The 19819-nt window shown below is 47.8% G+C and carries 25 protein-coding genes; all 25 read left to right on the top strand.

Annotated elements, in window-relative coordinates; all coding sequences use genetic code 11:
• Positions 1-21: 21 nt before the first annotated feature.
• Entirely contained in the window at positions 22-483 is a 462-nt protein-coding gene (locus JOD01_RS19215; RefSeq protein ID WP_204520088.1) for a hypothetical protein, read from the top strand.
• 39 nt (positions 484-522) lie between these two features.
• Complete coding sequence (locus tag JOD01_RS19210; RefSeq protein ID WP_204520087.1) at positions 523-1065, top strand: BC1872 family protein; 543 nt, start codon at positions 523-525, stop codon at positions 1063-1065.
• Positions 1056-1508, top strand: coding sequence for a DNA N-6-adenine-methyltransferase (locus JOD01_RS19205; RefSeq protein ID WP_204520086.1), 453 nt, complete (start codon positions 1056-1058; stop codon positions 1506-1508). Before JOD01_RS19210 ends, JOD01_RS19205 begins: the two co-directional genes overlap by 10 nt.
• Positions 1509-1549: 41 nt before the next feature.
• On the top strand, positions 1550-1903 hold the full coding sequence (locus JOD01_RS19200) for a hypothetical protein (protein WP_204520085.1): 354 nt from the start codon (positions 1550-1552) through the stop codon (positions 1901-1903).
• Between the two features lie 144 nt (positions 1904-2047).
• Positions 2048-2296 carry a hypothetical protein gene (locus JOD01_RS19195; RefSeq protein ID WP_204520084.1) on the top strand — a complete coding sequence of 83 codons (249 nt, stop codon included), beginning with the start codon at positions 2048-2050 and terminating at the stop codon, positions 2294-2296.
• Positions 2297-2333: 37 nt separating this feature from the next.
• Positions 2334-2534 (top strand): hypothetical protein, encoded by a 201-nt coding sequence (locus JOD01_RS19190; RefSeq protein ID WP_204520083.1) that lies wholly within the window; start codon positions 2334-2336, stop codon positions 2532-2534.
• Positions 2535-2826: 292 nt separating this feature from the next.
• Positions 2827-3138, top strand: coding sequence for a hypothetical protein (locus JOD01_RS19185; RefSeq protein WP_204520082.1), 312 nt, complete (start codon positions 2827-2829; stop codon positions 3136-3138).
• Between the two features lie 209 nt (positions 3139-3347).
• A complete protein-coding gene (locus tag JOD01_RS19180) occupies positions 3348-3794 on the top strand; it encodes an ArpU family phage packaging/lysis transcriptional regulator (protein ID WP_204520081.1) in 447 nt (148 codons plus the stop codon).
• 780 nt (positions 3795-4574) lie between these two features.
• Positions 4575-5141, top strand: coding sequence for a tyrosine-type recombinase/integrase (locus JOD01_RS19175; protein WP_204520080.1), 567 nt, complete (start codon positions 4575-4577; stop codon positions 5139-5141).
• Between the two features lie 420 nt (positions 5142-5561).
• Positions 5562-6098 (top strand): hypothetical protein, encoded by a 537-nt coding sequence (locus JOD01_RS19170; protein WP_204520079.1) that lies wholly within the window; start codon positions 5562-5564, stop codon positions 6096-6098.
• On the top strand, positions 6079-7899 hold the full coding sequence (locus tag JOD01_RS19165; RefSeq protein ID WP_204520078.1) for a phage terminase large subunit family protein: 1821 nt from the start codon (positions 6079-6081) through the stop codon (positions 7897-7899). Before JOD01_RS19170 ends, JOD01_RS19165 begins: the two co-directional genes overlap by 20 nt.
• A 428-nt stretch (positions 7900-8327) precedes the next feature.
• Positions 8328-9839 (top strand): phage portal protein, encoded by a 1512-nt coding sequence (locus JOD01_RS19160; protein ID WP_239565595.1) that lies wholly within the window; start codon positions 8328-8330, stop codon positions 9837-9839.
• Positions 9823-10992: a head maturation protease, ClpP-related gene (locus JOD01_RS19155; protein WP_204520076.1), complete on the top strand. Its 1170-nt coding sequence runs from the start codon at positions 9823-9825 to the stop codon at positions 10990-10992. Before JOD01_RS19160 ends, JOD01_RS19155 begins: the two co-directional genes overlap by 17 nt.
• A gap of 23 nt (positions 10993-11015) precedes the next feature.
• Entirely contained in the window at positions 11016-11375 is a 360-nt protein-coding gene (locus JOD01_RS19150; RefSeq protein WP_204520075.1) for a head decoration protein, read from the top strand.
• Positions 11376-11393: 18 nt separating this feature from the next.
• Positions 11394-12530 carry a major capsid protein gene (locus JOD01_RS19145; RefSeq protein ID WP_204520074.1) on the top strand — a complete coding sequence of 379 codons (1137 nt, stop codon included), beginning with the start codon at positions 11394-11396 and terminating at the stop codon, positions 12528-12530.
• A 26-nt stretch (positions 12531-12556) separates the two neighbouring features.
• Positions 12557-12925: a hypothetical protein gene (locus JOD01_RS19140; RefSeq protein ID WP_204520073.1), complete on the top strand. Its 369-nt coding sequence runs from the start codon at positions 12557-12559 to the stop codon at positions 12923-12925.
• A complete protein-coding gene (locus JOD01_RS19135) occupies positions 12922-13245 on the top strand; it encodes a hypothetical protein (protein WP_204520072.1) in 324 nt (107 codons plus the stop codon). The genes JOD01_RS19140 and JOD01_RS19135 overlap by 4 nt, the downstream gene beginning before the upstream one ends.
• A complete protein-coding gene (locus tag JOD01_RS19130) occupies positions 13242-13835 on the top strand; it encodes a phage tail protein (protein WP_204520071.1) in 594 nt (197 codons plus the stop codon). The genes JOD01_RS19135 and JOD01_RS19130 overlap by 4 nt, the downstream gene beginning before the upstream one ends.
• Positions 13832-14305 carry a hypothetical protein gene (locus JOD01_RS19125; RefSeq protein WP_204520070.1) on the top strand — a complete coding sequence of 158 codons (474 nt, stop codon included), beginning with the start codon at positions 13832-13834 and terminating at the stop codon, positions 14303-14305. The genes JOD01_RS19130 and JOD01_RS19125 overlap by 4 nt, the downstream gene beginning before the upstream one ends.
• Positions 14298-14645 (top strand): hypothetical protein, encoded by a 348-nt coding sequence (locus tag JOD01_RS19120; protein ID WP_204520069.1) that lies wholly within the window; start codon positions 14298-14300, stop codon positions 14643-14645. Before JOD01_RS19125 ends, JOD01_RS19120 begins: the two co-directional genes overlap by 8 nt.
• Before the next feature lie 4 nt (positions 14646-14649).
• Positions 14650-16101, top strand: a complete 1452-nt coding sequence (locus JOD01_RS19115; RefSeq protein ID WP_204520068.1) for a phage tail sheath family protein — start codon at positions 14650-14652, stop codon at positions 16099-16101.
• Positions 16102-16113: 12 nt separating this feature from the next.
• Positions 16114-16635: a phage major tail tube protein gene (locus JOD01_RS19110; RefSeq protein ID WP_204520067.1), complete on the top strand. Its 522-nt coding sequence runs from the start codon at positions 16114-16116 to the stop codon at positions 16633-16635.
• Between the two features lie 12 nt (positions 16636-16647).
• The gene (locus JOD01_RS19105; protein ID WP_204520063.1) at positions 16648-17001 is read left to right on the top strand and encodes a phage tail assembly protein; all 354 of its coding nucleotides are present in this window, start codon (positions 16648-16650) and stop codon (positions 16999-17001) included.
• A gap of 218 nt (positions 17002-17219) precedes the next feature.
• On the top strand, positions 17220-19616 hold the full coding sequence (locus JOD01_RS19100) for a phage tail tape measure protein (RefSeq protein WP_204520061.1): 2397 nt from the start codon (positions 17220-17222) through the stop codon (positions 19614-19616).
• Positions 19613-19819: a tail protein X gene (locus JOD01_RS19095; RefSeq protein ID WP_204520059.1), complete on the top strand. Its 207-nt coding sequence runs from the start codon at positions 19613-19615 to the stop codon at positions 19817-19819. Before JOD01_RS19100 ends, JOD01_RS19095 begins: the two co-directional genes overlap by 4 nt.

The raw sequence follows: 19819 nt of genomic DNA, 5'->3' as shown, positions 1-19819 counted from the left end.
TAGTTAAGGGAGGAAAGAACGATGGAAAACAAAGGTTTGTATGTGAAGTACGAGGTTCGTAAGAAGGAGAACGGGGAATTGGTGGACGGCTGCTTTGTTCTCCGGCCAGATAAAGACGGTGCAGCCCTCGCAGCACTGAGGAAATATGCAGAAGCTACATCCAACAAGCAATTAAGCGAAGACATAAACAATTGGCTTGATTCCATCATCTACGAGAAGACAAAAGATTTAAAGGCATTTGCGATTGGCCCGGATCGTTATGAGGTTGTCGTAGGTTACGACAAAGAATCAGCGGTTGCTTGGTATAAACAAAACTCCGGCATCAGCGAAGATGAATGGGCCGAATATGAAGTGAACGACTATCCGATGGATAAACCATTTAAGGTCGAGGCCGGAAATGGCATCGGTTTTGAAATGACCACCGTTAGGCAATTCGTTGCTCATGTAAAGGAGTTTCCTTGCATCGCATGGTGGTCGGAGTGATTTAACACTACGGTAATTCGGATAAGGGGGGGTATTGATATGGCATTTTACGATAAAAACAGTTATTTGGAGAATGACGTGATAGGTAATTTTCTCAATGAGAATTGCCCTAAGTGCGGAGCCACTCTGCTAGGGAATAAACGTGGTGACAAATGGTGCTCTAATGCTGGTGGAGTCGGTACGAGCGTTTGCGAATATGGCCTGAAGGATGAACCGAGCGATCAACAGATCATAACTGAATTGGCAAAGAAGGTGATGGGGTGGCATAGGGAAATCCACTTCAGAGATTTGGAGGATCAATACGGCGACACATACTGGGTGGATAAAACGGGATTGGCCGTTGCTAAAGATGGATTATGGAACCCACTCCAAAACATAGCCGATGCGTTCATGTTGCTGAAAAAACTAAAACACATGGAGCCTGTGGTTTATTACGTTGAACAAACGGTGGTTCCCGACAAGGTGGGATGGGGATGCAACATCGGAGGAGAGGTCATTGAAAGAGGACACCATACTGCACAAGAAGCCATTTGTCACGCTGTTTATAGAATGGTTAAGAGGGGGAAGCGAGAATGGCAATAAACGAGGGAATGTTCACATCAAATACGGATCTTTGGGAAACACCACAAGACTTTTTTGACAAATTGAATGAAGAATTCGGATTCGAGTTGGACGTTTGCGCGCTTCCTGAGAATGCAAAATGCGAAAGATACTTCACGCCGGATACGAACGGATTGGCACAGGAATGGACAGGCGTCTGCTGGATGAATCCGCCTTACGGAAGGCAGATCGGTAAGTGGGTTCAGAAAGCGTATGAATCATCCCTGAAAGGCGCAACGGTAGTTTGCTTGGTTCCAGCTAGAACGGATGCGCGATGGTGGCATGACTACTGTATGAAAGGTGAGATTCGCCTTGTAAGAGGCCGACTGAAGTTTGGCGGCAGTAAATGGAACGCGCCGTTCCCAAATGCAGTGGTGATTTTCGGGAAGAATGCACGGATTAACACAATAATTTCAATCGCTTAACACGGGATTGGTCAAACGATTTGTAAGGGAGGGTGTCTTTAATGACTAAAGAACAAAAGCGACAGATCAATGCGAAGGTTGCTGATATGTTGGGGTATGAAGCAATTAGTGGCGAAGTGGATAATGTGAATCCTTTGTATAGTAACGGTCACAGGTTGAAGGAAATGGATTTTTCGGGATCGTGGGCATGGATGGGCATCATGGTAGAGAAGGCAAGAGAACAAGGCATATACCTCCGCTTGTTCCCAAGAGTGAAAACATATTACGGCTCCGCCATCAACGTGTTCGCGCAAGAATTGGGACACGCCGCGTCAGAATCAGCGCCATTGGCTGTAGCTCTCGCTTATTTGGAAGCTAAAGGCATAGATACCGCGCAGTACCAAATAGAAAGTTAGTCGAGAAGATCGAACCGGTGCCAGCAAGGACTCTGGAATTGGGGTGGGGAACGGGATGCAAGCAGGACGTGAGCTGGATAGAAAAGTAGCAGACGCGCTTGGGTTGCCTACAAAACAATCCGACCAAGAGGAGGGGACAGAAGGATGAACTCTGAGACTATCGTTAAAGAAATAGTCAAAATGACCGATCAAGCTAAGACGTTGGAAGAGTTGTACCAAACGTTGCATTCGATGGCATACGCAATAGGCGGAATGGTCTGCCACTTTGACCAAGAGGATCGGACGCAAGTGGTCATAGGACTAACCGAATCAATCGGGATTGGCTTAATGAATACATCGAAGTCATTGGGTCAGCCTTGCAACCTTGAAATAGTGATGGGCAAACGATCTTAACAAAACTCGCATTGAGGAAAGAGGGGAGTGAACAGTTGTGAAATGGATTGACATTGAACGGATTGGACGTGAAATTTACGGTCTGTCGGAAGAGTGGATTTTATGTGCGGCTGACGCCTCCGATCCTTACGTTATGAAGATCGAATTTGGCAAGAAGGGGCCGCGCGGAGGTTGGCTCAAAGGGAAGGAAAACAAATTCAGCGGTTACATCAGCAACTACAAGCAGTATATGTCTTAACACAATGTGTATTGAGAAAAACGGGAGGAAAACGGTGCGAAAATCATTTGATTGGAGAAATGTTCTTCTGTGGGGAGTGGCAATCGGAAGTCATGAAGTAATGGTTTGTATCGGACCGTTGACCGTCTTTTTCACCAGAAGAACGCAACTCGTAAAAAGGTGATTTATATTGAACGGATATAAAGGCACAGTAAAAGAAGTGACCAAGGAGGAATACGCCGAGTTGCTAGCGTACACCAAATCGGTGGTTCATTAACAAAACGGTAACTTTGATAAATGGGGAGGGTACCTGGTGAAGGCATACCATGTTCATGATAAAGAAAATAGCGGTGAAGAAGCGTGTCACGAGATCGTATTTGCGGAATCACCAGCACAAGCAAAATACAAAAGTGAAGCCTACTCTAACGGCGTCCCTTGGACGGATATTGCAGCAGTTAGAAAACCGCAGTTCGACCAATACGCCGAAACTGGAATCATACCGCGATCTGCCTATATAGCAGATGGATGGTATTTCGAATGCGATCAGTGCGGCAGTTTTTCAGCGACAAATGAGGTAAACGGCCAAGTGATTTGTGAATTTTGCTTGGAAGATCAATCTGCTTAACACAACACACGATTTGATGGATGGGAGGCGAGCGAAATGAACGAGAAGTGCGGTGTGTGCGATTTTGAAATTCCGATTGACCTGCGGCGGTGTTGAGGAAAGAGTATGACGGGGCATACACGTTCTACCATCTGAGCTTGAGTATGATGAGACAATCGATGAAAATTGTATCTGGTGTACTTAAGGGCAACCTAAAAGGGGGAGCGAAGATGAGCACACAAATATCTTTCCTGCCAAAGATCGACCGAAAAGAGACGCAAAGAAGGGTTGAGGAAGCCCTGGAAACAACAAGGATATATAAACAAATTGGTTTTGTTCGTAGACAGTTAAGCAGCACATCAAGTTATGAACCACGATTTCATGGACCGACAAATAAAACGAGCGATCCTGCAGGGGATATCGCAACATGGAACGTTGACCAAGAAGAACGATTAAGAAAAATGACAGAGAGAGTAGAATGGGCTGTAAGTCGATTGCCAGCTAAATTAAGGATGCTCATTCAAAAGAGATACCTGGAATCAGAAGATGCGTTGGATTATGTGGTCTGCTCGGAGCTGAACATGAGCAAGCGTACATACGAGCGCGAAAAGCCGCGTGCGATCTATATGCTTGCCTTCATGCTAAAGCTCGAGGTAATCGACAACGATGTCGCATGAATGTGGTGGCGGGAACTTGGCGGATTTTTGGCGGAATGATGGCGTGTCGTTTGGAAGTATCGGTGGTATGATTGTAATATGAATATTTGGGACAAGCCACTGGGAGACAATCCAAGTGGCTTTTCTTATTGGAGCGGGATGCAATGAGAAATTTTTCTGGTCAGGCCCCAAAATTAAAGAAAGGGCATTTTTGCTTCCGTTGCCCCTGGGCGAACGCCACCGGAAATAAAGTTGTGTGCTCAAGGTTGCCATGTGTGAAATCAGGAGCCAAGGATCGGACAAATGAAGGGACGGCAGCCAGTTTTATAAGGGGGGATGAGCAATGTACTGTTGCCCAAATTGTCTAAAGACATTCGAGGAAACGACTACACTCTTTGATCATCTGTCCTCATGCAAAGACGATTCCGAAATGAAAAAAATACTATGGGGAGGCCAAAGTCATGGTACGAAAGCTTTTCAGTTTGTTTCGGAAGCAGAGCAGGAAAGCGAACCGGTTGAGCAGAGCTGAGCCAAGACGTATCTGGAAATCAACTTGGAACCAGCATTTGCATGAGTCCCGATAATAAACATTATGTAAACAAGAGGGCCAAAATCCGATTTTCAGCCAAATTTGGCGATTATCCGCGATTATGGCCTTTTTGTTTGCCTGAATTTTGATCAAAATGTCCACCCATCGTGGACAAAACGAGGGGGAAAGGGGAAAAAACACGATCTCCCGTTTTCTCCGTTTTTCTTCGATTTTCTCGCTCCAATTTTCGGAAAGGAGGACGGTGATGATGCTTGAATGCAGTCGAGCCAATACGTGATATTCTTGTCATCGAGTCGATTCAGAAGGATCTCAAGAAAGAGAGTCTTAAATATCATGCCTTTTTTAACGTGGGAATATATACCGGATTGAGAGTCTCGGACATGCTCCGGTTAAAAGTGCGTGACATGAGAGGCGAAGAAATCAAGATTAGGCAGAAGAAAAACAAGAAATGGGTTATGCTCCCCATTCATCCGGATCTCAGGCGCGCGATTGCAGAGTATATTGCCGATAAAGACGACGATGAATGGTTATTCCCCAGTCGACAGCGGAAACAGAAATTGAAGGTGAAGAGGGAGCTCGACCGGAGCACGGTTTATAAAATGCTGAACAAGGTTTGTCGTAAGTATGGCCTTCGATCCATCGGCTGCCATACTACGCGCAAGACCTTCGGCTATCACCTGTATATGGCAAACGAAAAGAATATCGCGCTGCTCATGGAGATATTTGGGCATAGCGATCCATCCATCACCCTTCGATATATCGGCGTTACTCAGGACACAATCAACAAAGCCGTACTCAAATTCAAATACACCAGTTAACCACAAATAGTCGGTGTGGAACTCGATTTCTGAAAACTGTATAAAGCCTTGTCAGTATTAGCAAAACCCGGTTTGCTTGAGTGCAACAGAATATAAGATATGGAGAACTGATAGAGATGGAAAAAGAAAAACGATCGAGGAAATCGCTCAAACCCTTGCGGCTCTAAGGCTGGATGGGCTTTTGGCATCCGTTATCCGATCGGGGCCTGTGGGCGCTGGTAGGTACTTCTGGAGGTTCAAAAAGCCTGCGGGTGCGCGTGACCCCGAAATCTCGCTAGGCACAAATTTTTTTTAGCAATTTCGCTTCTGAATAACATAGTAATTCATAACTATGCATGAATATGCAATCTCTGTCATCCTTAGAGCCATCTGGGATCACGGCTTTTTGTATTTGAAAAGATGGGAGGGAAAAACTGGCCGATGGGTAGCGAAAAGGAGTCTCAAAACGAAATCATTTTAACGACAAAACAGTTCTCTGAACTGCTCGATTTGAGTCCTCGACGCATCCAACAATTGGCCGAAGAAGGTGTCTTGGTCAAGGTCTCTCGGGGGCAATACAAATTGATCGAGAGCATTCGGAATTATATCGCTCAACTTCAGTCGCGCGCCAGCGAGCAAGAGGTTGACTATTACAGAGAAAAAGCCCTTCACGAAAAAGCAAAGCGGGAGAAAGCAGAATTAACTTTGATGGTGATGAAGGGAGAATTGCATCGATCGGAAGATGTTCGATTCGTTATGAATGATATGATCGCAGCTTTCCGTTCCAAAATGCTCAACATTCCAGCAAAAATTGCACCTCAGCTTGTCGGGAAGAAAAAACATAGTGATATTCAGCATATGCTTGCTCGTGAGGTCAGAGACGCATTGGCCGAACTATCCGAGTATGATCCAGAGGCATTTTATGCGAAAAGCTCCGATTATGTGGATGTGAATGACGATGAGGACTCGGAAGAATAGGACGTTTCGTTTATTTAAGGAGATTGCCAAGCTTGCAGCACCACCGCCAGATCTTACGGTTTCCGAGTGGGCGGATGAATATCGTTATCTCTCTCCGGAAGATTCAGCGGAACCCGGAAAGTGGCGGACGGATCGTGCCCCTTACCAACGTGAGATGATGGATGCCGTCAATGATCCAGATGTTGAGACAGTCGTTTTTATGACCAGTGCACAAGTCGGGAAAACAGCGATCATTTCCAACATTATCGGCTACCATATCCACCAGGATCCGGCTCCTATGATGCTTATTCAACCAACGCTGGAGTTGGCCCAGGCTTATTCCAAAGACCGCTTAGCTCCGATGCTTCGGGACACACCGGTATTGAGAGGAAAGGTAAAAGATGCAAAAGCCCGGGATAGTGGAAATACAATGCTCCATAAAATCTTTCCGGGTGGCCATATCACCATGGCAGGGGCAAACTCTCCTTCCTCCTTAGCAAGCCGACCTATTCGGATCGTTTTATGCGATGAGGTAGACCGTTATCCAATTTCAGCGGGAACAGAAGGTGATCCTGTATCGCTTGTTGCCATGCGTGCCTCAACATTTTTGAACAGGAAGATCATCCTTGTGAGCACCCCTACCATCCGCGGTGCTTCGCGCATTGAAACTGCGTATGAGGACAGCACAATGGAGCAATGGTGCCTACCCTGCCCGAGTTGCGAAGAATATCAGCCACTGAGTTGGAAACAAATTCGTTTTGAGGATGCAACTCATGTTTGTAAATTTTGTGGCGCCATTCATGACGAATTTGAATGGAAAGAAGGGAAAGGGAAGTGGATTGCACGCAAGGAAAACCCAAAAATTCGCGGTTTTCACCTGAATGCATTAGCGAGTCCATGGAGGCTATGGTCTGAATTGATCGAGATGTTTCAAAAGGCTAATGCAGACGGCCCCGAGAAACTCAAGGTTTTCATCAATACCATTCTCGGAGAAACATGGGAAGAAAACAGTGAACTTGATAATATTGACACGTTTTTGGATCGGCGCGAGGAATATGAAGCTGATCTCCCGGATGGCGTGTTGCTGCTTACTGCCGGTGTTGATACCCAAGACGATCGGCTGGAGTATGAAATTGTCGGATGGGGAAAAGGGCATGAAAGTTGGGGCATCGAATACGGGGTTATCATCGGAAAACCGGATGATGCCCAGACGATGCAACAACTGGATGATGTCTTGAACCGTGTGTATAAATTTCAAGATGGGAAGGGGCTCAAAGTTGCATGTACCTGTATCGACTCTGGCGGCCATTACACGACAGAAATTTATAAATACACCAAGCGCAATGAACATCGCCGAATTTTGGCGATAAAAGGTCTTGGGAGTCCGGGCATTCCGTTGATTCATCGGTATTCGCGGAACAATAAAGAGAAAGCCTTGCTTGTGACTCTTGGTGTGGATGATGGGAAAAGTAGCATTTACTCCGCGCTAAAGGTTCAAGAACCTGGTCCGAGATATTGTCATTTTCCAAGCGATGATAGCCGTGGCTATGATCGTTTTTATTTTCAAGGATTACTTTCGGAGAAACTGGTTCCAAGGAAGAAAAACGGAGCAATCCGATACACATGGGAAAAAGTCTCGTCCAGCGTCCGAAATGAAGCGCTGGACACGCGTAACTATGCCCAGGCGGCTAGAGAGATTATAAATCCAAACTACGAGGCATTGGAGAAACGTCTCAAGGGAACAACTGCTTCGGTTTCCACTCCAGTAAGAAAAAGACAAGAACTTAAAAAACAACTGGTGAAAAAAACAAATATTTGGTAGGTGGCTGAAATGGGTCGAAGGGAACGAATACAGGCGCAGCTGAATCTCGTCAATCAACGACTTGAAATGTATTACAAGGCCGAGGCAGCAGTTCTGATAGGAGCACAATCCTACCAGATGGGGCAAAAGCAGATTACAAGGGCCACTCTCCCGAGTTTACAGAATCAAATACAAGAACTTGAGCGCCGGAAGGAAGAGCTAGAAACGGCGCTTGCTACAGGGGCTGACAAACGGAAAGCGGTGCGGGTTCTATTCCGAGATCTTTGAAAGGGGTGATGTAATTTGTGAATTTCATCGATAAAACGATAGCCTGGGTTTCCCCAACTACAGCTTTGCGACGTGAATATGCCCGCGCAAGGCTATCACTGCTACAACGATTCACGAACAGCGGATACTCGCACAATGGAGCGAGTAGGAAGAAAAAATCCATGCAAGGATGGAAAAGTACAAGTCGAAGCCCGCAGGAGGATGTGGGGGAAAATCTAAGCTTGCTTCGGGAGCGGAGCCGCGATCTTTATATGGGCGGCGGGCTCGCCACCAGCGCAATCAAAAAAAATCAGTCCAACGTATTGGGCTCAGGTTTGGAACTGAAGTGTCAATTGAATTATCGGATGCTTGGATTGACACCGGAGCAGGCAAAGGAGTGGGAAGAGAGGACCGAGTTTGAGTTCAAACTGTGGGCAGAGTCGAAAGTGGACAACACTGGGCTGAACGATTTTTATGACGCCCAGAGGATAATGTTGACCGGCTGGCTGCTCAACGGTGACTCGCTTTCTGTTACGAAATACGCTGATCGACCAGAGGGTATGAACCCTTATCGTCTTCGTTTGCATCTGATCGAAGCTGATCGTCTGAACACGCCGGCTTCTGTTTCGTCTAACACATCTGCGGTTTTCGGCGTATCCGATTTCTCTGTCAACGAATATATCGAGTTGCCAAACGGCGGCAAGATCCAAAATGGCGTGGAGACAGACGAAAATGGAAAGGTTGTAGCCTTCTGGATAAGCAACCGGTATCCAAACAGCCTCTTGCCAACTCGCAAAACGATAGAGTGGGCGCGCGTTGAAGCCTACAACCCGGTGAGCGGATTGCCAAACGTTCTTTTCATCATGGACCCAGAAAGAGCTGAACAGTATCGCGGCGTTCCCTATCTGTCCCCCGTGATTGAGCAGCTGAAGCAAATCAGTCGGTACACGGAAGCGGAGATTGCAGCTGCCATCATCAATAGCTTCTTCACAGCGTTTATCACGACGGAAGGTGACAAGAATGACCTCCCGTTTGGTGATGCAATCCCCGAGGAGGATCAGACCAGCCTTTCCCCGGAGGAAAGAATCGCAAGCTATGAAATGGGGCCAGGTACGATGAATGTTTTGGGACCTGGCGAAAATGTACAGTTTGGCGATCCCAAACACCCTGTTGCTGGATTCGAGGCATTCACAAAAGCGATGGCGCAGCTGGTAGGCGCTGCACTTGACATACCGTATGAGATGCTTCTCGGCGTATTCAATTCCAGTTATTCCGCAAGCCGAGCGGCATTACTGCAGGCATGGCGTCCTTTTCGTGATCGGCGCGACTGGTTTGCCCATGATTTCTGTCAGCCAGTCTATGAAACCTGGTTGTTTGAGGCTGTGGCCACCGGGAGAATTCAGGCGCCCGGTTTTTTTACCGACCCCATAAAGCGAAAACTTTGGAGCCAGGCTATTTGGATCGGACCGTCACCGGGACAGATCGACCCAACGAAAGAAGTTCAGGCTGCTGTGATGCGCATTAACAACGGATTCAGCACACACGAACGCGAGACGGCAGAACTGACAGGAATGGATTGGGATACGAACATAGAAGTCCTGAAACGGGAATGGGAGGCTCTCCAAGGAATTCCACAGTCAACAGCCAAACCATTGAGCGAAGGAGGTGAGAATAGAAATGGCGCCCAAACTTAAATTTTGGAATCTGGTGAACACTGACACTGATAATGCTGACCTGTATGTATATGGGACAATTACGAACGGCGATGGGTGGATTTACGAGTGGTTCGGAATGGAAGCGACTGATCAAGTCGAGTTTATCCGAGAACTCAATGCCCTTGGTACAAAGAAAAACATCAATGTGTATATCAATAGCGACGGCGGCGATGTGTATGCAGCGCACACGATTCACAATGTGCTGAAGCGTAATCCAGCAAACATCACCGTGTATATTGATGGCATTGCAGCATCAGCAGCATCAATCATTGCAATGGCTGGTGATGTAGTGAAAATGCCAGTAAACTCAACGCTTATGATTCACGACCCGTTGATTGGAATTAGCGGGTATTTTAATGCCCAGGACTTGGACGGCATGAAAGATTTGCTTGACCAAGTTAAAAACGGGATTATTGCCGCCTACGCTGCAAAATCCAATATCACCGAAAAAGAAATTTCAAAGATGATGAGCAGGCAAACGTACCTGACCGCAAAGGAAGCCGTAGAAATGGGCTTCGCCGACGAGATCCTGTATGACAAACAGATCGAAGTCGTTAACGCTGGTAAATACGTGATTGTCAACTCACTTAGCTTTGAAATGGATAAGCTGATAGGCAATCCGATATTACAAAACAAACCTGGAAGGATGGATCCTATGCAAGTACCAACGCAAGCACCAAATGTAACGAACGCGGTACAGACTCCTGTCAACTCGGCACCTGTTGCAGATGCTCCTGTCGCGGTAACATCTCCACCCTCTCATCCAACACCTGCACCTGCGGCAACACCGATTGTAAACACAATTGATTTTGCGGCCCAAGAGCGCGCGCGGTTGAAAGCAATCGATGAAATCGCAGCCAACATCGATCCGGAACTGGTGAACGAGGCCAAATATGGCGACAACCCGATGACAGCTGAACAGCTTGCTTTCCGTGCGATGAAAGAAGGCAAGATGCGCAATACCGGTATATTTGAAGCTGCAATACAGGCCAACAAAACAGCGGGAACAGAAGGTGTGCTGGCCCAAGCACAACACCAAGGGAATGAAAAAGAATACGACTTGAACAATATCAAAGACGTAAACGCCATCTTCGCCCAAATTGCAGCAAGCTCGCATATGGGCCGACTGTAAAAGTGAAAAGGAGGTAACAAACCATGCCTGATTTTGGAACTGTAGAGAATCGCACGTTGTTTGCCGGGACAGAGATCCCTGCCATGACTTCTTCCGTTACTGTTCTTGCCGGCCAGGGTGTCCTGAAGACCGGCTCCATCCTTGGGAAGGTAACAGCCGATGGAAAGTACAAGCTGGTGAATAAAGCTTCCGCAGATGGTAGTCAAGTCGCATCCGTGGTCCTTGCTGAAGACCTTGATACCACGGGCGCTGATCAGGTGGCTGTGGTTTATACGTCTGGCCTGTTTAACGCCGATTCGCTGAGTGTGGCCGCCGGAGATACCGTTGAGGCCCACAAAGAAGAACTGCGGGATGGGAATATCTACATCAAAACGGAATATTAAGAAAAGGGTGATTAAGCCATGAAAATCAGACAAAGCGCCATTCAAAACCGAATTTTCCGTCCGCAAAACGTCGTGGCAGTAACCGGCGGAAATGTCAACATCTATGAACCACAAACGATGCAACCTGCATTCGAAAAGCGGATGCCGGTCACCACGTTTCTTCGCACCACCTTTTTCCCAGGGTTTTCAACCTTCCCTACGGAAACTGTCTTGATGGACTTTTACAAAAACCGCCAAAAAATCGCTCCGTTTGTTGCGGAGGGATCCAAGCCAGTAAATATCCGTCGCGAAGGATACGAGACAAAAGTGTATAAACCGCCGTACATCGCGCTTTCTGCACCATACGATACGAAGCTGCTTCAAGGCCGTTTGCCAGGTGAGCAGGTGTTTGGTGGTATGACGCCAGAGGAGCGCGCGTTGGCGTTGATGCAGCGGGACTACCAAGAGCTGGATGACATGATCGTGCGCCGAGAGGAAGCGATGTTTGCCGATCTTCTCCAAAACGGAACTGTAACCATCACCGGGTACGTCGATGACAGCGCAACACAGGTGCGAACTGAAACCATTGACTATGGCTTCGACAACGTGCTCAACCTCACGGGTGCAGACCAGTGGAGCGATGCGACATCTGACAAGTACGAGGATCTGTACAACGCCGTGTCGAAGGTACGGCAGGCGGGATACAACCCGACGATTGTCATCCTGGGCGAAGGAGCTTGGAATAATCTGCGGAAAGACAGCAACTTCATGGACAAATACATGGATCTGCGATACGCCCAATTCGGCATGATCAATCCGCAGCTGAGCCTCCGCAACGGGAACGGTTTTGCATACATTGGCCGGCTGTCTGAGCTCGGGGTCGATTTGTACCAATACATCGCATGGTACTATGACGAAACAACCCAATCCCTCAAACCGTACATCGAGGCGAACAAGGTGATCGTTGGTGCGACGAACCTTGGCGAGGTACTCTACGGTGCCACGACAATGATTCCGGAGGATTCGATCGATTACGTTACAGTTGAAGGACCGCGCGCCACAAAAGTAACCGTCGACCGAAACACAGATACGAAATCGCTGATCGTGAAGTCCCGCCCGATCCCGAAACCATTTGACGTGAGTGCATGGGCCGTGATCAATACTGTGACAGGTTAAGGAGGGATCCGGCCATGAGATATGAAGTGAAAAAAGGGACGGTAAAGCATAAAGGAGTCTTTTATCCGAAAGGCTCCTTTTTTGATGCCGAAAAACGCGAGGTTAAGGGGTTGATTGCTACAGGTGCACTCGCCCCTGTACATTTCGAATCGCTCGACAGCAGCGGGGGAACAGGAGAAGGAGATGCAATTTCGAATCCCCAGCCTGACATGACGATTGAAGAACTCAAAAAGTTCCTGGAGGATGCAGGATTTGAGGAAGTGGAAAGAGTCCTCGAAGCTGAACTTGCAAAACCGGAACCGAGGAAAACGGCGGTTAAGCTGCTGAATGATTGGCTTGAAAATGCGGATGTGCAGCCGCCAACCTTGGATGCGGATGATGTGATCGTCGAATGAATTTCAAAGATTATGTCGCACAAGACACTCGACTGGTGTTCTTCAATCCTGATGAATTTGGTGAGATCCACCATGTCGGCGGCAGGGATATCTGCATTGTGATCGACCATGAAGAGCTCACGAGACGCAAGGCAAATACGACCAACCCGGACGATGGCATCCACGATGCTGAAATTCTGTTTTACGCGAAGCGTGAAGACTTCGCCGGCCGGCCGGCCATCGATGGCTTCCTGACTATGGACGGAAAGCAATACCGTGTTACGTCCGTCCAGGAAGATGCTTTTTCATACACTATAGCATTGGCGGCGACTCGATCATGATTACGATCGATGCAAGCAAGCTGAAGGAAGTAGAGGATCGGCTTGGCCAGTATCGGAAAAAGGCTCCTGTGGTGCTTTACCGTGCGATTAACCGAGCTGCTTCTAACTTGAAAACCAATGCTGCCAAAGAGGTGCGGAACTCCTACGTTATCAAAGCCAGCGAGATAAAAAGCACGATGACAATCAGCCGCGCTACCAGCAAACGCATCGCAGCAGCTGTCGTTTCACGCGGTAATGCACTGGGGCTGGAGAAGTTTAGCATCCGTCCTACACAGCCACGCCCCGGAAAACGACCAAAAAGCCTGAAAGTCCAGGTTAGAAAAGACAATAGTATGAAGGGGTTACTCAGCGCGTTCGTTGCCAATGTTCAGGGAAATCGGGTATTTGAGCGTGCAAAAGGAAGAACATCGCATCGGAAAAGAAGCGACGGACAGTGGACCGAGCTGCCGATCAAGCGTCTTTTTGGCCCTCCTGTTCCCGTTATGCTGGAAAATGAGGGAGTCCGAAGCAAATTGGAATCCGAGGCGGCAAAAGTATTTGAGAAGCGGCTTGAGCATGAAATCAAGCGCGTTTTGGAGGGGAACGGATGAGCACGCCGTATTTGCTGCAAGTGGCCTTGGTCGAAGAGATCAAGGCTCTTTTTGCGGACACAAGGCTCAAAAATAGCAAAGGCGAGGAAGTGGCGTTGAATGTCTACTCGCAATTTGTTCCGGGGAAACGATCCGATCAAGATGATGATCCCTTTCCGTATGCTATCGTCCGGCTTCAGGAGGGTAATCTATCCGCCTTGACTGATCCGGAAACGTGCAATGTTCTCATTTTCTTCGGCATATGGGATGATTCGCTCAACTTCCAGGGATATAAGGACGTCCTAAACGCCATTACCCGCCTGAAAATTCACCTTTTTGCTAAAAAGATCATCGATAAACGCTACCAAATCAGCTACCCGTTTGATTGGGCCATCGACGAGGATGGGAAGAATCACCCTTACTATTTTGGCGGTATGCAAACCACCTGGATGCTGCCGCAAGTTCAACAGGAGGTGCATTTGTTTGAGTAGGAAACAAACAGAAGCTGTAAATATGAAGGCTGAGAAAACGGAAACTACGGAACCAGCTCAGGAAGTGGTGGAAGAGGACAGACAGGAATCTGCACCGCAAGAAAAACGGGAAAAAAATCAACTAATTTACATCGGTCCAACACTGCCAGGTGGTTTTCTGGCACAACATACGGTTTTTCGGGATGGGATCCCGAAGCATCTTGATGGGATCAGGAACACATATCCGCAAGTCGATACGCTGATCGTCCCGATTGAGCAGCTGTTGGAGGCACAAGCAGAACTGCAGCACAAGGGAACGGCAATACAGCAAGCATATCAGGCGTTAAGCAGAAAGGAGTAGGCAAATGGAAATTAATCATGGCGTATCGGGCAGCGAGGTCTCCACTTCGCTGCTTACCCCAGTAGAGGCTACCGCAAGCTTGCCTGTCGTAGTCGGCACAGCTCCGGTGAATCTGTCCACGAAAGATACACCGCCGGTCAATGTCCCGGTGCTTTGCTACTCTTTTGCAGAGGCGGTAGCAAACTTTGGGTATTCGGACGATTTCGAGAAGAATTCCTTGTGTGAAGTGATGGACTCACATTTCCGCTTGTTTAATCTGGCACCTGTCGTGTTGATCAACGTACTGGATCCCGCGGTCCATAAAACAACGGTTCCTCCTACGGCCGTCAATGTGACGAAAGGGATCGCTACCGTGGAAGTGGAGGGAATCCTGCTTGAGAGCGTTGAGGTACAATCGGCAACGGAACCAAGCGTTACCTATACGCGCGATACCGATTACACGCTTTCCTTCAATGATGACGGTCATCTGGTGGTGTCTGTAAAAACAGGCGGAGCGATTGGCAACGCGACATCTGTGCTGATTAGTTACGATATGCTGGACCCGTCAGCGGTAGATAGCACGGATATCATTGGTGGCGTGGACAGCAACGGGAACTTGACTGGACTGGAATTGGTCAAAGAGGTATTCCCACGATTCGGTCTGGTGCCGGGTTTGATTCTGGCCCCCGGCTACTCTCAAGATCCACTGGTAGCTGCCGTAATGACCGCCAAAGCAAGCAACATCAACGGCGTTTTCAATGCGTTAGCCCTGACAGACCTGCCCTCGGATACCGTGAAACAATATGCGGATGCGCCGGCCTGGAAAAACAGTAACAACTACACGAATTCACGCCAAGTTCCTCTGTGGCCAATGGTGGCCATGGGTGGAAAAAAATATCATTTCTCGACGCAATTGGCCGGAGCAATAGGGGCGACAGACGCGGCAAATAGCGGTATTCCGTATGCGTCACCATCGAACAAGGCGCTAAAGGCGAACGCTGCTGTACTTAAAGATGGAACGGAAGTGTTCTTGGGTCTGGAAGAGGCGAACTACCTCAACAATCAAGGCATTGCGACTGCTCTTAATTTTATCGGCGGGTGGAAAACGTGGGGGAACTTCACTGGCGCTTTCCCTGCAGTCACAGATCCGAAGGACAGCCTGATCCCAGTACGTCGTATGTTCGACTTTGTCATCAACTCACTAATTTTGACCTACTGGAGCAAAGTTGATGACCCGACCAACAAACGGCTGATCGAAACGGTAACGGACGGCGTGAACATTTGGCTCAACGGCCTAACCTCTTCCGGTTACTTGTTGGGTGGACGTGTCGAGTTTCGCCGGGAGGACAACCCTGACACCGAATTGATGGCAGGGCACATCAAATTCCGTGTGTTCTTGACTCCGCCTTCACCAGCACAAAGCATCAGCTTTATTTTGGAGTACGACACATCTTATCTGGCTGCCCTTGCAGCGTAAGGAGGGTAACACATGTCAGAACAAATCTCGGCGATTCTGAATGATTTCAACGCCTACCTTAATGGGACTGATTATCTGGGCGTGGCCGATGTTGACCTGCCTGACCTTGAATCAATGACGGAAACCATTAGCGGTGCCGGAATTGCCGGTGAAATCGATAGCCCGATTTTGGGGCACTTTTCTTCCATGACGGTAACGATTAACTGGCGCGTCTTGGAAAAGGCAAATTTCAGTCTCGCAAGGCAGGAAATTCACCATATTGACTTCCGCGGCTCTATTCAGCGGATTGATAAAAAAACAGGGACATACGACCAGGTTCCGGTGAAAATTACCGTTCGCGGCATCCCCAAAAATACGCCACTTGGAAGTTTTGCAAAAGGATCTACCATGGACAACTCAAACGAGTTGGAAGTGGTGTATCTCAAAGTGTTAATTGATGGTGAAACAGTGGTTGAAATCGACAAATTCAACTACGTTTGTGTGATTGATGGGGTAGATTACCTAGCCAAAGTACGTTCAAATCTTGGCATGTAGGAGGAGTTTATGATGGAAATGCAGAGTAACGAAATGGCGTCAAATCAAGAAAAAGCGGAAAAACAGGTAGCAGAAGATACCGTATATAGACTATCTACGCCGATCCAGTTTGATGGGGAGACGATTACCGAATTGGATTTGCGTTTTGATGATTTAACAGGGAAAGACCTGATTCTATGTGCAAAACAGGCCAGACGAATCGATCCACAGGAGATTCATCCTGGACGAGCCTTGTCTTTATCGTATCAAATTGCTGTTGCGGCAAAGGCTGCCGGCGTGACACCAGAACTGTTTGACAAATTGAAGGCTGACGACTTTACCATTGTTACGCAGATGGCAGAGAATTTTTTATTGCGACGGGGATAGAAGGGAATATTAAAAAGGGCCTCCGCGTTATTGCGGTGGCTCTTGCTTCTTCTATGCCCTATTCAAGCCCTCATGATTGGCTCAATGAAACTTTACCCGATCTAAAAGAATGGGTAGAAGCCAATAAGGAAGTGGAGAACCGACGCGCGAAATTAAGAGGACAAAATCAAGAGCAATCTGGGATGCGTAAATTTCGAAGACGAGGGGGGAGACGGTAGTTGGCTAAAGTATACCAAACCACTTTTGCATTCGGGGGAGAGCTAAACCCGACGTTTTCGAGTGCGGTGGATAAAGCGCGTGACGGAATAAAAGGCCTGGAAAAAGAGGCCGGGAAAGCAGAAGGCGTCTTCGGGCAACTGACCAAGTCCGTCGGTGGGTTCGGGAAGATTGTCTCCAGAGTGGCGCAATACACCGGGGCATTCGCGCTGGTAACGGGCGTCACCGATGCCATTGGCAACATGACCAGTTCTATCGTGGGCTTTCAGGACTCGATGGCTCAGCTGCAGGCTTCGACCGGGGCAACCGTGCAGGACATGCAGGAATTATCTGAATCAGCCAAAAACCTGTATACGCAAAATCTAGGCGAAGATTGGAACGATGTCGCCAATTCCTTGAGTCTGGTAAAGCAGGTGACAGATCAAACTGGTGCCGATCTGGAGAATACCACGAAAAATGCGATCGTCTTCCGCGATGTATTCGGAGAAGAGATCCAAGAGTCAATTAAGGCGACGGACACCATGATGAAAAATTTCGGGATCACCAGCGACCAGGCTTATAACTTATTGGCGCAAGGAGCTCAGAAGGGTCTGAATAAGTCGGATGAGCTGCTGGATACCGCCAACGAATATTCGCCTTACTTCAGTGCCCTTGGATTCAGCGCCAATCAAATGTTTGATACATTTAGCGCCGGTCTCGAATCTGGCGCTTTTAATTTGGACAAAGTTGGGGATGCGGTTAAAGAGTTTAACATTCGGGTGAAAGATGACTCGAAAACGACGAATGAAGCCTTTGCTGCTCTCGGTTTTAATGCCAACGAAATGGCACAGACGTTCGCCCGAGGTGGCCCAGCTGCTCAAAAAGCATTTACGCAGGTCGTCGATGCAATTTCAAAGGTTCAGGACCCCGTACAAAAGAACATTCTTGGTGTGAAATTGTTTGGGACACAGTTTGAGGACTTGGAGAAGGATGTCATTGCAGCAATGGGGAGCGCTCGTAGTCAATTTGATATGACGAAGAGCACCATCGATGAGATCACAAATGTAAAATACAGTACAGCTACGAAAGCCATTCAGGGGATCGGCCGACAGATTATGACCGGTATTATCATGCCGATCGGTGACTTGGCATTACCGGCCTTACAAGGATTTAGCGATTGGCTGGGGAAATCCATAACCAAAGTAACGGACTTTTTTAGCAATACCGGACAAAAAGTAGGACCGTTTGTCACTGAGGCATATGAAAACTTGCAGTGGCTCTTTGAGAATGGATTCGATGGAGAAATGAAAGGCGTCACTATCAACTACGCAAAAATGCTTGGGATTAGTGAGACTGACGCATCCGAGATTGCAAATGGCATAGGAAGAGTTTTCTCAAACATAGCCGATATAAAAGACGATTTTATCAGCAGCTGGGAAATCATTTCCCCCAGTGTACAAAACGTATTTCAGTCCATTCAAGAGATTGTCATGCAAGTGGTTCCGATTTTTCAGAAGGTCGGAATAGGCGTCTGGGAAGCGGCGACGAAGATTACCAAATCCCTTATGCCGGTGGGGGTATTTATCCAATCGAAATTGTGGCCCATTATCACAAAAGTGTTTGGTTTTCTTGCCAACGACGTTGCTCCTGCTATTTCGCATGCCTTTTCCGCAATGGTTCCGACGTTTGTTAGTGTAGCGGGCAAGGTAGGGAATACGGTATCTGCTTTGTTCAACCTAGTTAAGCCGGTCATTGACGGACTTGTCGGAGCATTTAACTTTGCTTTTCCGTTCATCAAAGCAACCGTCCTTAGTGCCATTAATAGCGTGTCAGGCATTTTAAACGGGCTCATGACGACTTTAGGCGGTGTCTTGGATTTTATTACAGGCGTTTTCACTGGCGATTGGAGCAAAGCTTGGACAGGAGTCAAAGAAATTTTTGGAGGCGTATTTGATGGCCTCGCAGCTTTACTAAAAGCTCCCATTAATGCTGTGATCTCGCTCATCAATCAAGCGTTTCAATCGATTGGCAGCATTAGTATCGACATCCCGGACTGGGTTCCAGGCATGGGTGGGGAAAAGTTGAGTTTTAGCTTCCCGGAAATTCCGATGCTTGAAGCGGGAGGGATTGCCACCGGTCCAACATTGGCTATGGTTGGGGAAGGTACAGAAGATGAAGCCATTCTTCCTCTCTCCAAGCTAGAAAGTCTTTTAGGGTACGGAACAGCAACAGCACCAACCAGTGGAGGCGGAAGCGGTGACATCTACTTGAACTATTCTCCAAAGATCATGATTGAAGGAAGCAACAACCAAGATGCGCAGGGAATTATCAATCAAGCATTAGACCTGAATTTGAGAAAGTTGGAACAAATGCTGAGAGATTTAAAGCGCGACCAGCAGAGGAGGGCCTTTGTAAATTGAATACCTATACAACAGTACAAGGAGATACTTGGGACGGTATCTCCTTTAAACTTTTCGGTACCGACAAGCACATGCCGCGGCTGATCGCGGCCAATCCAGCCTATGCCGAAACCGCGATTTTCTCGTCTGACGTGGTACTCAAAATCCCAACGATTCCGGCCGACGTCTCCTCCTCACTTCCGCCGTGGAGACAAGAGGGGTAG

The sequence above is a fragment of the Brevibacillus fulvus genome (assembly GCF_016908525.1).
GTDB lineage: Bacteria > Bacillota > Bacilli > Brevibacillales > Brevibacillaceae > Brevibacillus_G > Brevibacillus_G fulvus.
This window is presented reverse-complemented; position numbering and strand designations above follow the sequence as displayed.

Coding starts and splice junctions, on each gene's coding strand:
- JOD01_RS19180 (WP_204520081.1), top strand. CDS start 3,348: ATGAGCACACAAATATCTTTCCTGCCAAAGATCGACCGAAAAGAGACG.
- JOD01_RS19130 (WP_204520071.1), top strand. CDS start 13,242: ATGATTACGATCGATGCAAGCAAGCTGAAGGAAGTAGAGGATCGGCTT.
- JOD01_RS19125 (WP_204520070.1), top strand. CDS start 13,832: ATGAGCACGCCGTATTTGCTGCAAGTGGCCTTGGTCGAAGAGATCAAG.
- JOD01_RS19155 (WP_204520076.1), top strand. CDS start 9,823: ATGGCGCCCAAACTTAAATTTTGGAATCTGGTGAACACTGACACTGAT.
- JOD01_RS19195 (WP_204520084.1), top strand. CDS start 2,048: ATGAACTCTGAGACTATCGTTAAAGAAATAGTCAAAATGACCGATCAA.
- JOD01_RS19160 (WP_239565595.1), top strand. CDS start 8,328: ATGCAAGGATGGAAAAGTACAAGTCGAAGCCCGCAGGAGGATGTGGGG.
- JOD01_RS19150 (WP_204520075.1), top strand. CDS start 11,016: ATGCCTGATTTTGGAACTGTAGAGAATCGCACGTTGTTTGCCGGGACA.
- JOD01_RS19205 (WP_204520086.1), top strand. CDS start 1,056: ATGGCAATAAACGAGGGAATGTTCACATCAAATACGGATCTTTGGGAA.
- JOD01_RS19200 (WP_204520085.1), top strand. CDS start 1,550: ATGACTAAAGAACAAAAGCGACAGATCAATGCGAAGGTTGCTGATATG.
- JOD01_RS19115 (WP_204520068.1), top strand. CDS start 14,650: ATGGAAATTAATCATGGCGTATCGGGCAGCGAGGTCTCCACTTCGCTG.
- JOD01_RS19145 (WP_204520074.1), top strand. CDS start 11,394: ATGAAAATCAGACAAAGCGCCATTCAAAACCGAATTTTCCGTCCGCAA.
- JOD01_RS19210 (WP_204520087.1), top strand. CDS start 523: ATGGCATTTTACGATAAAAACAGTTATTTGGAGAATGACGTGATAGGT.
- JOD01_RS19170 (WP_204520079.1), top strand. CDS start 5,562: ATGGGTAGCGAAAAGGAGTCTCAAAACGAAATCATTTTAACGACAAAA.
- JOD01_RS19110 (WP_204520067.1), top strand. CDS start 16,114: ATGTCAGAACAAATCTCGGCGATTCTGAATGATTTCAACGCCTACCTT.
- JOD01_RS19215 (WP_204520088.1), top strand. CDS start 22: ATGGAAAACAAAGGTTTGTATGTGAAGTACGAGGTTCGTAAGAAGGAG.
- JOD01_RS19135 (WP_204520072.1), top strand. CDS start 12,922: ATGAATTTCAAAGATTATGTCGCACAAGACACTCGACTGGTGTTCTTC.
- JOD01_RS19105 (WP_204520063.1), top strand. CDS start 16,648: ATGGAAATGCAGAGTAACGAAATGGCGTCAAATCAAGAAAAAGCGGAA.
- JOD01_RS19165 (WP_204520078.1), top strand. CDS start 6,079: ATGAGGACTCGGAAGAATAGGACGTTTCGTTTATTTAAGGAGATTGCC.